This window comes from Microbacterium sp. P5_B6, assembly GCF_056400345.1.
Map to the genome: position 1 here is coordinate 1 of NZ_JBFULL010000027.1, position 15340 is coordinate 15340.

Below are 15340 nucleotides of genomic sequence, written 5' to 3' on the forward strand. Positions count from 1 at the left end.
CCTTGTAACGGATCGGCCGGGCAATCATGGCTCTCAGCTTTTCAAGACGATCACTGGTCAGCTTGTCACGCTTGTAGATCTTCGCGACGTAGCCGCCAACGTCAGTCTGAAAGACAGACCCCTCACCGCCTTCGGCGAGCTTTACTGTCAACTGAATCGCGACCCGCTTCTTGCCGTCATCAGCCAATACTCGAGCTCCTACGCGCACCCCGCGCGCGGCACGCTCGCCCGGCAGTTCCCCGGTGAGGGCGATGAGCCTGCCCGGCGGTTCCAGCCGGGTAACGTGGGCGAATCGTTGTGCTTCCGGGACGGTAGTGGTGCTCACGAATTGCCGCTTCTCACTCGTTCCCACCAGGCTTTCGCTGGCGGCTCCGTCGCTTCGGCAGACGAAGTTGCCATCACGGGGGTGTTGCTGCTGCTTGAGAACGGTCCAGGTGATGCAACCCGCCCTCGGTTGCCAACTGTCTCGACCCGACCGCTCCCGGCCACCCTTTGGACATCCATCGTCTGCCCACCTCGTGGACGAACGGACTCAAAGCTCACGACCTTGAGTAGGTCCTGGGCAAGCGCCCGATCTTGAGTCACAAAGACGAGGTTCGCTTGTGTCCGGAACTTCAGCGCAACAGACAGAAGAACCGCGTCGGCGAACGGGTCGTTGCTGTCGCCAACAACCTCGACGGTCCCGGCCTTGATCAGCGGCGCAAGCTTCGCGAGGACATACTTCGACCGGTCCGCCAGTCCCGGCTTGGCCTTCGAGTTCGAGTGTTTGATCAGTTCCTCATGATTCCGTGCCGTGAGGACCAGACKACCACTCGCCGCAAGCCTGGCGACCTCGCGATCCCAGAACGCCTGCTCCTTGCTGGGATCGTGGGTGATGGCTTCACCTTTTCGCTCGTCGCCCTTCCAGCATGAGACCAGGAGGCTCGAGGTGTCGATGAAGATCAGGGTGGTCAGCGGGGTCACCGGTGATCTCGCTGACTCTGCGGGGTCATGCCGTCTTCGCCTGCCGGAGCCCCGGACGAGAGATGGGTTGCCACAGCCCAGCCCGCGATCTTGCTTGCCGCAGGCTGAACCGCGCCTGGGGTGGAATGGTCCGTCGCTACCCAGCCTTGAATCTTTGTCTGTGGAGCTACACCTGAAGCGGGAGCGGTCGTCTGCGGGACGCGTGTGGCCCTGCCGCTCTCGACTACCAGCCCATTGACCATTGCTGAGGCTTGAGGCGGACTGGTGGCGTGCCCGTGAAGCGGCTCCTGCTGGAACCGAATCTTCGAGGTCTGCCGCAGCACACGTGGCGTGGATCGCGTCGGGAGGCTGCTTCTGGAACGGGCGAGGTTGTTCGCGATCTTCGTGCCGCCGCCGGACGACCTGGGCGATACGGGAGCGCCGGCAGAGCTTCGGGTCTTTCTGGCGACCTGCTTGCGGACGACTGCGTTGCCAATGTAGGTGGACCGGCTGAGCCCGTAACCGTAGAGGCTCTGGTTGCGTCCGGTGACCACACCAGCGGTCCAGCTCGGAGTCGAGCCCGGACCGGACTGGAAGGTACCGGGCATCTTGCTCACGACCTTGTTTCCGATGTGCTGGGCGTGGGGCTTTGAGTAGCCCTTCGCTTGATACTGTCCAGCGATCTTGCCCGCGATGAACGACTTCGTATTCGCCGAATAGGACTTTCCGGCAGCGCGCCYCGAACCGGAGGAAGTGCTTCCGCCCCGCGACGCTCCGAATGCACCCGATGAGCGACCAGAGGACGCGCCCCGGTACGAACCGCCGGATCCTCGACCCGACGCAGCCGCGCCGGATCTGCCGTTGCCATAGCTGGACCCGCCGCTGGACCCGCCGCGGTAGCCGCCGCTGGACCCGCCGCTGGAGCCGCTGCGGTAGCCGCCGCTGGACCCGCTGCGGTAGCCGCCTCCACCGCTGTACCTGGCCATGCTGACTCCCCCAGATCGCAGGTCCGTCAGGTCTTTACGCACGTCGCGCCCTGCATCACGACTCCGCGCGCGCAATCTTCGAACGATCCCCAGATCGCTCCGACGGCAGAACCAGGGATGACCCCGGTCAGCCTGAAGCATGCGCCAGTGACCGAATAGTAACTGATAGCTCCGACAGTGCCCGTCGCGATCGTCACTCCGCTCGCCGTCGGGTGATGCCACGAAGCCGACGATGGGCCTACGCATGACGGTCTTGGCCTTTCAAGAAGTGCGAAACCGTTCTCCCAGTTCGAGCTCCGCAGCACGGATGGTCTAGTGGCACAAGTGTAGCTTTGTGGTCTGACCACATGCTGGGAGCTCTGCGTGCGATCGGTTGTATCGGCCGCCAGCGCAAGTCCGTGACCTGCTTCGACGTTTGAGCCAGGTGCCGTCAAGCTTTGGTGGCGAGAGAGTTGGGATGCTGCGCCCCCAGCCTTCGGCGAGCCCACTCTGATTCTCCATCGAGGGACCAGCGGATGTCTGGCGCGCCGCAAGCGCAGGTCTGCCTCGCTCAGCTGGGGCGACGACCAGGTCGTTCGCAGAAGGCTCCCAGTCGACTCACACTGCTGTGGTCTGTCCACAAGATAGGTTCGAATCACACGATTAACCGCTTGGGATCGCTTCGTATCGGGACCATGTCGGACGACAACGTCGCGCTCGAGGGCAATGACTGGGCGCCCGGCCTATGCGGGTTCGTAGACGATGTTCCCCGTTCGCGGTCAGTCCGGTGCCCGGCTGCACCGCGGATGTCGGAGCAGCACCGTACAGTTCCAGCAACACGACCTCGCCCCTAGGAGAATCTGTGATCACCCGCGTCGAGAACGTGGAAGACGTCGCGGCGCTGGCGACTCGGATTCTTGGCCCGCGCGCGCGACCCTTGGTGGTCGTCTCGAGCGATCCGGCGACCGGCACCTTCGTACTCGACATCGGAGAGCTGCACACTGAGGTTGAGGACCTGGCCGAGCTTGCTCTCATAACCACCGGCGACCTCACCTACGCGCTCGACGAACACCTTCCTGACCGCACCCAGGTCTACGGCGGCGCCGGCCGGTCATACCCCGCCGACTTTGCTGCCAATCCCGACTGGCGACGATCACCGCTTCGGTTCCCCGGATCAAAGGCCACTGGTCACCTGATCGGCGATGTCCTGGCCCAGGCGAATGAAGCAGGGCTGTTCAGAAGACCGGCATCTGCGCGCCAGATACGCGTGTCCGGCCGCGTCTTGGGACTCATCGCGGACGGCACGCGTGCAGTCATCGATGCGGCAGGTCATGGCTTCGCGACTGTCTGGCGCGAGCTGACATATCCGCCGTTCCCGTTGGACTGGGTCCTCCACACCGGCCAGGAAATCGAGGGGACACTCGATCTGGATGCTCACCGCATGTTGGTCGAGACCGCTGCCCCCAACATGGCGGCCCTGGCCAAAGCGTTCCCCCACCGCTCCGCCACGCTCGCGTTCGTGAAGAAGGTGACCGCCTCACGAGCGCTGCTGCTGTTGCACCCGACGATCGAGCATGCAGTGCGCCGGGGCGACATCTCGGTGAACCCCCTCGACACGGTCGATCTCCTGCTCGCCGAGGGAGATGTCGTCGCTGTCCGTGTGGCACATCTCTCCGACGGCACGCTCCATCTCAGTCTCGTCGACGTCGATGATGACGAGCCCCTAGTCCCCTCCCTTGCTCTGACAACGGGCGGGCGACCGTGGCTCGTGGAGGGCCGCGCGCTCATCGCGACCCCGGACACGGTCCAAGATGAACTGGTAGCACTCGAAGGTCCCGCCCAGGTCTCGCCCACCGCCCGAACCCGGGAGCACACCGAGGCGGCACCGGCCGATGGTTCGGCGCCTGAGAGGGCCACAGGATCTCCTCCGGTTCCGCCGGCCCGGCCATGCCCGGGTCCCGGGCGCCGTGTCGTTCACACTCCCGCCGCACAGCCCGTCGATGCGGAGCCGACCCGGAAGCCGATGGTTGTCGATGCGGATTCGGTCCCGACCGCGGGGAGCGCGTTGCACTCCACGCAGCTGCAGCTCACTGCCGCCCGGGCGCAGATCGCAGAACTGGAACGACGGCTCGTCGAAGCTGGCGCCGATGACTCTTCGATCCAGCGCCTTCAGGCGTTGGTCAGCGGCACAAGGGCACGTCTACAGCAGGAGCTCGCCGAGCGCGGAGAACTCGAGCGCAAGATCCGCGAACTCGAGGAACAGCGGCGCAACGCAACTCTGGCGCTGCGTAATGCGCGCAAGACCGCGGCGTCGGATCCCGCCGCGCAGGACGATCAGGCGACCCGCCGCGCCGACTGGACGACGGACGAGGGATGGGTCAAACACGAGGTGCATCTCGCCTGGATCAAACGCATGCGCGGTGGCGACCGTGACACCTGGCCGTTGCGCGACTACACCATCGGGCCGGACTTCACGGCATCGCTTGGGGCCCTGGACGAAGGACAGTTCGACAAGGCGATGCGGGCGACAGTGGATGCCGTCACGGGTCGCATCCGCACGGTCGCAGGTCGCGATGTTCACCCGCTACGCACCGGAGACGGAGGCGGCGACACGGATGTCATACGCCCCGGTGACAATGCACGATGCTGGCGCGCATCCATCGAACAGCAGACCGCCGCCGCACGCCGCCTGCACTACTGGACGCTGCCGGGCGGAGCCGTGGAGCTCAGCCGCGTCGTTACACACGACGACACCGAGCCCTGAACATTCGTGCCGGCAGGCATCAGACGAGACCTTGAACCGGCTGGCTGAAATCCGACATCCCGGAGGCGCCCGGCTGGATCGCGAGCTGCTCAACAACCCCCGGCGTGCTACCTGGACGTTCGACGGCTCGCCCCCTTCAGCCGGCGACCGGGCGCATCGATTGCTCAATCKCCTGCAGTGCGTCTTGCGCTGCCATGACGATGCTGGTCGTGAACAGGCTGAGAGAGGCGATTCGGACAGGTTCGCCGGTCTCGGCTTCGGCGATCTCGTGGTTCTTCATGATGGAGAACGAGAAGTGGGTGAGGTCGCTTAGGAAGCGCCACACGACGTGTGGCACGCTGCCGTCGCCGTAGACGTCGACGATCGGAGTTGCCGTCAAGACTTGGCCTTGAGAGGCACGAACGTTCATTCCGAGCGACGTGGCGGCGGCATCAAGATAATCCGTGGCGAGCGGGCCTTGGGTCTCCATGCTCGTCGCGAGGCGCTCGAACAGCTCCGCAGGAACTTGCAGCCCATTGATGTTTGCCGCGGCGAGTCGCTTGTTGTTCGCGACGAACTGCGTGACATCGCGACGCAGCACGCGAATGAATCGTTCTAGCCTCAGCTGGCGTTCCTCTGGACTCAGGATCCAGGTCAGCGCCGCACTGTTCTCGAGCGCTCCGCGCAGCGTGGGATAGAGCAGCACGAAGTCCAGTTGCAGTCGTTCAGGCTCCACCTCGAGGGTCGAACGGTGCAATTCGAAGAGATATCGCGCAGCGGTGGCGGCCCGTTCCTGAACGTACTCACCCAGGACCAGACGGTTGCCCGCGCGTCGGGTGGCGCGCTCATCATGGGCGAGCGGAGAGGACGAAGGAATGTGCATTCTCGCCACACGATCGAGATCGACGGCGATGTCACGCATCGTCGCAAAGGACCGGGCGAGTGAGTCCGCGTGCAACTGCAAGGAGCCCACGGCGCCAGCCTGCGACTCCGCCACGTCAGGGTTCATTAGCGAAGATTAGCCGCCCACCATGACCGGCGTCGCGGGGCGGGCGGGCGGTCGTAGCCTGGTGGGACGGTGGCCGGACCGCATCGATCCTCAAAGGAGTCCCGCCACATGCCCCGCACCCATCACGTCGCCGCGAACAACCTCGACGCCCGCGCTCTCGCGTATCTGCGATCGGGCCGCGGTCAGGTGAACCAGCACGCTGAGGTGGCAATCCTGCGCCTCGGCTCGGAGCCGGAATGGGAGCGCCCGCACTGCGACGGCGCGGACATCACCGACCGGCCCGAGCTGTGGACGCCGTACCAGCGCGCCCGGCGCGAGTCGTTCGAGGCCCGCGTCGCGCGGTACCGCGCGGACGGACTGATCCAGTAGCCCATCCGCGAGTGTGCCCGTGCACCGGATGTCGGTGCGTGACACCTCCCGAAATCKGACGAGAGTGCCGTCGAGATAGACACCGATAGTTCGTTATACGGGGCGATCTGTCACCTCTCGCTCGAACTGCCGAGTTCACCCCCTGCTAGCTTCGAGCGGTGACGCTTGAATCGAAGCCGGCCGACAAGCGGATGCGATTGCGCTACGCCGGCGCCTGCCGACTCTGCGGCACGGCCCTGCCCGCCGGAACCGACGCGATCTACGAGCGCGAATCGAAGACCGTGCGCTGCGTCACATGCGCGGCGACACCGATCGAACCGCCCACCGGAGTCGCCGGCGCCTCTGCGCGACGAGAGCACGAGCGCCGCAAGAACGCCCGTGAGCAACGCATCCGCGCCCGCCACCCAAAACTGGGCGGACTCATCCTTGCCCTCTCGGACGACCCGCAGAGCACCGAAGCGTGGCAGCGCGGCGCGATCGGAGAGGAACTCCTCGCCGAGCGGCTCAAAGAACTGCCCGACACGGTCCGGATGCTCCATGACCGTCGCATCCCTGGCACTCGCGGGAACATCGACCACATCGCCGTGTCGACTTCCGGGGTGTGGGTGATCGACGCGAAACGTTACAAGGGCGGACCTTCCCTGCAGGTGGCAGGTGGGATCCTGCGACCACGCGTTGAAACACTGCGCGTCGCAGGACGCGACGAAACCAAGCTCGTTGACGGAGTGAAGTCTCAGATCTCCCGTGTGACTACCGCGCTGGCCGGCGCGTACGTCGAGGTGAAGGGCGCACTCTGCTTCGTGGACGCTGACTGGCCGCTACTCGGCGGCGCGTTCACCGTGAACGGCATCGACGTGCTGTGGCCGAAACTGCTCGTGAAGCGCTTGACCGAGGCGTCAGCCGTCGACCGCTCGGTCGATGTCGACGGTGTCCATGCGCGACTGGCAGCAGCTTTCCCAACCGCCTGACGCGATCACGTCGGTTGACGCCCGACGGTGAAGTCGTCAGAGGGGTACCTTCAGCGGGCACATCGCTCGCCGGGAAGGGTAAGTAGACAGCAGGGAAGGTCGGGTGGAGTGGAGCCTCGTGCTCGCTGGCTCCCCAACTATCCCGGTTTGGCCCGCCACCTGTACAAAGGCGCCGCCAGCCCGAGCTGGTCAAAATGGCCGAGATCGCGCAACAGTGTGTTGCGCGATAGCTCCGGACCGCCGATCGAAGGGTGCTACTCGATCCGCTCGAAGCGGCGGGGTTGGCGGTCATCCGTGAGGCGCGTCCTCACCTCGTCCGCGGGAACACCCAGTTCGATGACCACCCACGCCCGCACGACCATCACACTTTGCGCCCACGAAGTCATCACGTCGACGTCCTCGGGCATCGCCCTGTTCGCGTGCTTCAGCCCGTTGTATGCACTCACAGTTCGCGTCGCCCACTCTGGACCGTCGAACGGAAGCACACCCCGCAAGTCCGCGAGAATGCGATCGAACCGAGCCTGCAGGTTCGAGTTGCGGGCCTGCGTCTCGGACGTTCCGTCGCGAAGCATGAGCAGATAGCCCAGCGCCTCCAGGCCCGGGCCAGTGTGGGCGAGGAGGGTACGCGGAGTGGCGTTGCGGAGGTCAATGCTGGTAATCACCGGATCAAGTGCGCGGGCGAACTCGTTCCGAAGGGTGATCCAACGGTTGAGCCCCTCGACACCGAGATCGTCGAACCGCAGGAGGTGGGGGTGCCAGCCCTTCGGGGCAGGTGTGCGTTCATCATCACGAACTACCACCCCTCGCCACTGCTCACCGTGTGTTTTGCCATCAAGCGTGGTGAGAGGGTCGTCCCGACGGAGTGCATAGACAGGGACGCAAGACTCCTCGCGCCACCTGGAAACAACCAGTAGGTCACGGATTGCGCGGTGAAGGCCCATATGGGAGTCCCACGCGATCGCATCGGTGCTGCGGGTGGTGCATCTCACCAGGTCCTGCAGGACCCGCCGGTCATCGCCCCGTTCTGGAATTACTTGCCACCCGGCCCGAAACTCAAGGCTCACTCCGTCTCGTTCACACACCTTCGTGGTTTCGGGATCAAGCGATGTGATTGTGATCTTCGGCGGATTGCGCTTCTCGATCTCCTCGTGCCATGAGGTGACGCCCAGCCACTCCCGCAACCCGGAGATCTCGCTTTGCAACCCATGAGGACGATCGAACTCGAGGTCTTGACGCACGCCCATAATCGCTGCACGCGCCCAGAGGGTGCCACTCCCAGGACCGAAGGAATTCGCGTGGTAGCCGCGCGCCCAGCAGCGAATGAGAAGGACGTGGCCATGCGAGTCGTGAAACACGACCCGGCGAGGCACCGGCAGAGGGTCCTCTGGCTCAGTTCCCTGGATGAATCCGCCGCCCTGCAGGAACCACGCGGCGTATGGGACGGTCTCATTCGACCACGCGACCGTCACGGACAGACCCGCCGCAGAGCGCTCTAGCGTGACTTTGACCTCAGGGGTGCCCTTGTGCGAGTCGTAGAAGTCGCCGGTTCGCCGTGTTCCCAGCTGCAACTCGTTCGGCACCGATGACCTTTCCTGACCCCTGCGCTCAAAGTAGCAGGAGGCTCAGACTCCGCCGTTCGTCCTTTACCGCGCATCGTGCCCGCCAGCACGACGGAAACGGCCCGCCGAGAGTCGTTCGAAGCCCGCCTCRCCGCTACCGCGCGGACGGACTGATCCAGTAGAAGATCCGCGAGTGTGTCCGTGCACCTGATGTCGGTCCAGCCGCTGCGTGAACCTCTCGAAATCGACGAGGATGCCGTCGATATAGACACCGATAGTTCGTTATACGACGCGATTGGACTCCCTGACTCGCGTTCATCTCGTCGACTCTAAAGGTCCATCTTGTACACCGCGTTCTCCATCAGGCGTCCGTGCACGGTGAAGTATCTCGTGGAAACCTCGTCGTTTGGAGATCTCGCCTCGCCTTCGGCAAGTTCGTCCGAGGGTCGCCAACTGTGATGCCGGGACTCCCTGGCGGGCCAGACCCGAGAACGGTCGGGAAGGTCGGCCAGTGCGTTCGTCCAGTCGATGTAGCTGATGAGACGGCCGGATGGGACGGGGTGCGCGGCGATCGCCCATCGAACATGGCGAGGTGCACGATCGACGGCTTCCGACAGAACGCCGAGACCGACAACCCCGTTCCCGATGAGGTCATGAAGTGTCGGAAGGTCGATGTCGTCGAGTTCGGGAGCCAGCCGCGCTCCCGCGTGGCGGAAGCGTGGCGGCTCGTACGCGACGACAATCTGCCCCTTGGCAGACTCCGGAGGGGCCCAGTGGTCCCGGCCGGGGGCGACCTGACTCTCGAACCGTTGGAGCCAGCCGACCAGGTACCCGTCGATCGCGACTTTGAGTTCCGCCGTCATCGTGAGCATGAACTCCGTATAGTCCGCGACATCCGAGGTGCCCGGACGGAAGCGGAGGGTGTCGGGCAGGTCGGGCGCGGCGCCTGCGCTCATCCGAAGGAACGCGTACCGACGCGCGTTCAGCAGGCGTCGTTGCTGCCCCGGACTTTCGCCGACTGATGCGACAACCATCTGCCAGTGATCTTCAAGCAGAAGCTGGTCTGTGGGGAGGGTCAGCCGGTGTTCATAATCGATGGGGCCGGGGGCAGACCGCAAGAAAAGCGCAAGTTCGCAGATCTGCTGGAGCACGGCGTCGGTCTGACCAGGATCTCCCAGCATCGACGGGCGAAGTCGTCGKCCGATGCCGGCGATCGCATCGGCATCTGGGCGGGTTCCGGTTCCAGCGATTCGGAGCGCGTCTGCCAGCGCGATCTGCAATGCGTGAGCTTCGGTTCGATCGTCCACGCCGAGTGGTGCGGCCCATGACGGCCACATCAATCGGGGCACGAATCGCTCGCTCCACCGATACTCCCCGTAGTAGTCAGGCCTGTTTACGATGCTGTCGTAGCCGAGCACATACTGGTACTGATCGTGCGGCGGAGTCTCATGGATTGCTTGCAGGGCTTCAAAGACCTCCGCTGACGCGGCCGAGCCGTGTACGAGTCGCTGGATTGCAGGCAGATCCGAATCGAGAGCGCGAAGCACTCGGCCACGCATCCGTCTGTCGATACCRGGCCAATAGCTCAGAAGGTATCGGGCGCTCCCGGGGCCTTCGACAGCATCCGCCGATCGCACGGGTCGAATGAAGGTGGTCTCACGGATGACTTTTCGCACCGCCTGCTCGGGGTCAGTGATGAGCCGGTAGGCCGCCCCGAGGAGCGCAGCCATTGCGAGCGGTTCTTGTGGCGGGGTGCCGCCGGTCCTTTCGCGCTGGTCGAACAGTCCGACAATCTCGTCCGCAGGGACGCGTGCCAATGCTGCGATCCGTCCCAGGTCGCCAGCTCCAAGAAGCGCAATGCCGGTGCCGCGGAGGGTGTTCGGCGAAACGTGCGGAAGGTCGGTGGGACCCTGCGTCCATCCCCGCGCGAGTATGAGCTGGGCATGCAGCATTGGCGAGTCGGGATCAACAGGTTCTTCGTCCCATGTGTCTGCAAGCGGGTGTCGGCAAGAGTCGCCGTCGGGCAGGGTGGACCAGCAGAGCGAAGGATCTCGCATCTCTCGTTCCCTGAGTGTCGCCTCGACGACGTCGCCGCGGCAGGCGGGACAGGTGGCTCGGAGGAGGGTGTGGTGTCGCTCGCAGATGAAGCTCCACCAGAGCCGCCAATAGGTGTAAAGGACCCCCGGTCGCTCGCGGAGGCATTCGACGCAGTAGCGGGTGCCGCCCCCGCGGGTCCAGTCCTTCGACTGGACTGGTTTCCCTAATCCCCTGAGACTGATCAGTTCCGGTGGAAGGCTCCCCATGACGGTGGTCTGGAGTTGCTCGGTCGTGAATCCCAGGCCAACCTCGATCGCTGCGGATGCTTCGCTCGGGAGAGCGTTGCCAAGCTGCGCGAATGGGCCGGGTTTGAGGCAACGCAGTCCACACCAGTCCGCGATGTCCTCGGACGACGTTCCAAACGAGTGCCCGATGCGCCGGAACATGCTGGGCAGCCACTCCTTCTCGATGAAGGTAAGCCGCGCGCCTAGGGGACGCACTTCCTCGAGGCGGATCCGTGTGGTCCGACGCGGATTCATCCGTCCTCGGGGGTGTCGGTGGACCAGTCGAACAAGCCTGCACGCCACGACTTAACGCGTGTGGCCTTGCCGAGCTCGACGCGGTCACTGAGGACGATCGAGTCCAGGATCTTCTCGGTGATGGCTTGGTCGCGCGTGCGTGAGGCGGTCGTGCATGCCTCGGTCAGGAGACTTGCGAGTGAGTTCATGTATCCGAGGGTGAGAACCCAGAGATGCTGTTCGAACGTTCTGCTGAAGACGGGTTCGTTCGGCGTGTGGCCCGCGAGGCGAACGTGCGATTCGAGCCTTCGGAGCATGGCGCGCCACTCGATGACCTGCGGTTGCGTTGCGTGCGGATATCGCTCGAGCTCTAGGAATGCCCATCGCGCAACCGATTGTGTCTGAGTGATGTTCTGTGCAGCTGTCTGCCGTCGGACGAGCAGCTGACGGACGTTGTGACCGGCGAGGATGACGCGMACATTCATGTTCTGCAGTGCCTTCACGGCATTGTGCAGGTACATGCCCCGCTGTCCGTCGAAGTTGATCATCTGAAATTCATCGATGAACACTGTCTGGATGCCGTGGCGCGGCACAGCCCGCCGGAAGGCCGCCTGCGGGTCACCGCCGGAAGGAACGCCGATCACTTCGCACAGGTGCGTGAAGAACGATTTGACCGAGACGTTTGAGTCCTCGGAGTTGAAGACCACCGGTCGCCAGTMCGGGTCCACGAGACCGGGTGCACCGGGGGCAAGGTCTTCGTCATCGAGCCGACGGTCCCAAGCGGCCCGGCAGAACGCCTTCACCGCTTCGCGCTTCAACAGGTACGTCTTTCCGACGCCAGGGCGCCCCGTGATGAGTGGGACGTCGAGAAGCTCGTGGTCGCGGTGCGGCCGCGCTTCCGGAAGCATCGCCAGGTGCCGCTCAACGCTCTTTACCTGTTCAGTGCGAACGGGGGGCCAAGCCTTGTGCCAGTCATCAACCTTCCGCTGTCGGCGACGCTGGTCGTCCCCTCCGAGGCGTTCAAAGTCGGCGGGCGACAGAACGCCCGGGTCGTCCCCTTCGGCGAGAACGACCGTCTCGATCCAGGCGCGGTCGGTGGGGTGCAGGTAGTCCCAGCTCAGCTCGGGGTGTTCGTCCTTGCCGAAGAAGGCGCGGATGCGCGGGTCGAGTCCAGCCACTAGTCGTCGTACACACTGAAGAGGTCGTCCTCGTCTTCGTTTCCGAGCAGCTCGAGTCCTTCCTCGTCCAGCTCGAGACTTTCCGCCCGGGTCTGAAGCGCATCGATCACTTCCTGCCCGACGAAACTCGCGGCCGCGATGATGGAGCCGCTGTCGGCGCTGCGAATCGCGTCGAGTTGCGAGGCGAGGATCTCTTGCGCGTTTCTGCGGCTGCGGGTCTCCACGATCAGAACAATGTCTTCGCTCTGCCAGTGGCGTACGAGGTCGACGAGGTGTTTCTGATGATCCGCCTTGGACCGGGTTGTTCCCTCGAGGCGTCTGAGGGCCCAGTCGAGCGTGAAGTCGGTAAATGGCTGGGTGTCCTCGGTTCGATAGACCCAGGGGACCTCGTAGGCATTGCCGGCAGGATCGAAGCAGTAGACCTGTCGCAGGTCTGCCGGATCCCAGAAGAGGCGGACCTTGCCGCTGGGCGCCGCCCCGTCGACGTCGATCAAGGTGCGGATGATGGGCGCGTTATAGACCATTCCGCGCCGGGCGACCCCGTAGCGGTTGAGAGTAACAACCTGGTTGGGCAGGAACCGGATCCACTCGTTCCGCCACGCCACCACCTCGATGGCTCCGGTTTCCTCCGCGAGTTCGATCCACCGTTGTGCCGGACTGATCCGCCGCCCCGTTTCCGACAAGAGACCCGCATGCTCCGTAACGTTGTACGACTCGGTCCACGCATCGTCACGGGCAAGCAATTGATCCCACGTGAGAATCACATCCGAGTCGGCTTCTGATCCGCGTCCCTCCACCGACCCGGCGATGAAGTTGTACTGCTGTTCCTCGAAGTTGGTCTTGTTCGTGCCGAAGAACCGCTCGAGTCGCGCCTTTCCACGTCCGTCCCGGACACGCTGCGGTTCGACATCGATGCCCAGACGGTGCAGCGTCCACATTCCGTGCTTGTTGAGAAACTCTCGTCCGTTGTCCAGCAGCAATCGCCTCGGCGGAATCGGCCAGCGAGACACCACACTGGGAAGACCGACGATCGGCCACGGATGTCCGAGCACACCCGACACGGCGGGCTCCGGGTCCTCGATCATTCTCCGGAAGGCATCCGCCAATGCCAATCCGGCCGAATACCCGTCGGCCGCTTCGCTGACCGAGCGACCGACGACGTGTCTCGTGGCACCATCCATGAGTTTGACGAACTTGAGTCGGTACTGTCGTGCGCTATCGGCCGGCGCGTACGGATCCCGGAGCATCACATTCGACGGGGTCGCGTCGATGAACCAATACTCACCGGGGCGCATCGCGAACCGACGTTCAATCGCGACCTTGGGTGCCTGAGCGGTCGACTCTCGGCTCTTCGCCTTCTGGGTGAGATGCGGGTACCGCCTTTGGACGATGGAATGAGCGCGTTCGAAGGTGCGCTTCGCCGGTGGCTCCAGGCCGTGTTCCCGCTGCACCCACGCACAGAACGCGACGTACTTGGACAGGTTGGTGGTCGTGGATCGATACACCCCGTCGATTAGGAACTCGCGCACCAGTCCCTCGATCTCATCGTGCTTTGCAACACGCAGCGGTGCCACCAGCCTCGGATCCAGGAGCCCTGCCTCCCCTGTCGTGGCCTTCTCCAAGATTCGGTGGATGAGCTTCATGGCGCTCTCCACCTTGGTGCCACGCTGCTCCGCGATCGCCTCAGCCATGGCTCGGATACGCACCCCACGATCGGGTACAAGCTCAGGGTCGTAACAGGGAGCGGGTATGGCGCCTGCACGCTGTTCCGGCTGGAGACCGCTCTCAAACCATCGGACGATGGAACGGCGCTCCATGAGCTTCTCGATCTGACTCGTCGACAAGCGGTGCTCGACGTCGTGGAACCGCTCGCTGAGCGGTGGTGGCGCGGCCTCGCCGGCAAGGCGGTTCGAGAGCTCACGCATCGGCATCCGACTCGCGGCGCCGTCCAATGCCCGCAGCGTGGCCCATCCGCCGACGATGTCGTCGACCATGTACGAGACTCCGTCAAGGACAACTGGATGACCGACGGCGATCCGTTTCCGCGACTCATTCTTTGCCATCAGCACGCTCCACCCTCGACGAGGGGTTGTAAGGGATGAACATGTCCGTGCGTAGCGCCCGGCGCCAGAGCATGCGCCTTAGCAGCATCAGAGCCAGCAGTCGCTTGTAGCCTGTGGCGTCGAGATGATCTGCGAGCTCCCCAGCCGTCATCGGTTCGGTACACAGGTCGAGCGCCACAAGCGACCAGAACGCGTACGATTCCGTCGGGACGCGCGCTTCGKTGAGGTTCTCGAGATTCATTCGGTAGGGACGCGACATCCCGGTCCACACGACGTACCCCATCCCGAGGGCTTCGACGGCGCGTCGGATCGCCGGCACCTTCGCCGCCCACTCCTCGTCGACCGCTCCGTCCGGCGTCCGTACGTCGACGATCAACGGCGACGTGTCATTGCCGAGAAGACACACGTCAGGTGTGTGCGACTCCCAGCCATCGCCCGTCGGCCACACGAGCGTGAACGGCTGGCCGGAGATGTGTTGCACCGCCGGGTGGTAATCGGCGAGCATCATGAGCGTGCGCTCGTGATGCGACTCAGCGCCCACGTGATGACCGACCGTGTGCAACCACGGCGCCACAGGCTTGTTCGACTGCTTCAGGCGACGAGCAAAGTCCCGCATCGGCCGCACCGTGCGAAGCAGCCGGTGATCGAACGAGCCAAGGGCCGTGGTCTGAGGCCGGATCCCGTCGACCGTGTAGGTGATCGTGACGTCCCGCCTCCGCGCCACGGCCGTGTCGAAACGCAACCGCCGAATACCCCATGAGGGCCGAAACACACGAACCCGACGGTCGTCGAAACCGTCCATCGCGGGCTCCAACGCTGGCTTGGTCAGAGGGTCACCCGGCCCGAACCAATTCGTGAGCACAGCCAACGGGTCGACATTCTTGAAACGCGGGTCGCCGACGCCCGCGGCTGCCTGTTCGCGAGTCAGACGAACGAGGCTGTCACCGCGCTCACCTGCCCACTCGGGTGGGGATTTGATCGGCTCCACC

Annotated in this window: 11 protein-coding genes; 3 read left to right on the plus strand and 8 right to left on the minus strand. The window is 64.3% G+C overall.

Annotated elements, in window-relative coordinates:
- Positions 1-325: hypothetical protein (locus AC1DP3_RS17155; RefSeq protein WP_477295391.1), on the minus strand; the 325-nt coding region annotated here is incomplete at its 3' end.
- A complete protein-coding gene (locus AC1DP3_RS17160; RefSeq protein WP_477295393.1) occupies positions 322-963 on the minus strand; it encodes a PIN domain-containing protein in 642 nt (213 codons plus the stop codon). The genes AC1DP3_RS17160 and AC1DP3_RS17155, both read right to left, overlap by 4 nt.
- Before the next feature lie 1806 nt (positions 964-2769).
- On the opposite strand from AC1DP3_RS17160, the gene AC1DP3_RS17165 reads away from it, so the two are divergent.
- Positions 2770-4671 carry a hypothetical protein gene (locus AC1DP3_RS17165; RefSeq protein WP_477295395.1) on the plus strand — a complete coding sequence of 634 codons (1902 nt, stop codon included), beginning with the start codon at positions 2770-2772 and terminating at the stop codon, positions 4669-4671.
- 136 nt (positions 4672-4807) lie between these two features.
- On the opposite strand, the gene AC1DP3_RS17170 is transcribed toward AC1DP3_RS17165, so the two are convergent.
- Complete coding sequence (locus AC1DP3_RS17170) at positions 4808-5659, minus strand: hypothetical protein (RefSeq protein WP_477295397.1); 852 nt, start codon at positions 5657-5659, stop codon at positions 4808-4810.
- Between the two features lie 108 nt (positions 5660-5767).
- Between AC1DP3_RS17170 and AC1DP3_RS17175 the strand changes: the two genes are divergently transcribed.
- Both AC1DP3_RS17175 and AC1DP3_RS17180 read left to right on the plus strand, forming a co-directional pair.
- Positions 5768-6028, plus strand: coding sequence for a hypothetical protein (locus tag AC1DP3_RS17175; protein ID WP_477295399.1), 261 nt, complete (start codon positions 5768-5770; stop codon positions 6026-6028).
- A gap of 158 nt (positions 6029-6186) precedes the next feature.
- On the plus strand, positions 6187-6996 hold the full coding sequence (locus tag AC1DP3_RS17180; RefSeq protein WP_477295401.1) for a nuclease-related domain-containing protein: 810 nt from the start codon (positions 6187-6189) through the stop codon (positions 6994-6996).
- Positions 6997-7250: 254 nt separating this feature from the next.
- Here AC1DP3_RS17180 and AC1DP3_RS17185 read toward each other — a convergent pair whose 3' ends face one another.
- The 5 genes from AC1DP3_RS17185 to AC1DP3_RS17205 form a co-directional block, all read right to left on the minus strand.
- The gene (locus AC1DP3_RS17185) at positions 7251-8576 is read right to left on the minus strand and encodes an ApeA N-terminal domain 1-containing protein (RefSeq protein ID WP_477295403.1); all 1326 of its coding nucleotides are present in this window, start codon (positions 8574-8576) and stop codon (positions 7251-7253) included.
- A gap of 308 nt (positions 8577-8884) precedes the next feature.
- Positions 8885-11131 carry a TniQ family protein gene (locus AC1DP3_RS17190; RefSeq protein WP_477295405.1) on the minus strand — a complete coding sequence of 749 codons (2247 nt, stop codon included), beginning with the start codon at positions 11129-11131 and terminating at the stop codon, positions 8885-8887.
- A complete protein-coding gene (locus AC1DP3_RS17195; RefSeq protein ID WP_477295407.1) occupies positions 11128-12288 on the minus strand; it encodes an ATP-binding protein in 1161 nt (386 codons plus the stop codon). The genes AC1DP3_RS17190 and AC1DP3_RS17195 overlap by 4 nt, the downstream gene beginning before the upstream one ends.
- The gene (locus AC1DP3_RS17200; RefSeq protein ID WP_477295409.1) at positions 12288-14282 is read right to left on the minus strand and encodes a Mu transposase C-terminal domain-containing protein; all 1995 of its coding nucleotides are present in this window, start codon (positions 14280-14282) and stop codon (positions 12288-12290) included. The genes AC1DP3_RS17195 and AC1DP3_RS17200 overlap by 1 nt, the downstream gene beginning before the upstream one ends.
- 55 nt (positions 14283-14337) lie before the next feature.
- On the minus strand, positions 14338-15340 hold a 1003-nt coding region (locus AC1DP3_RS17205), incomplete at its 5' end, for a hypothetical protein (protein ID WP_477295410.1).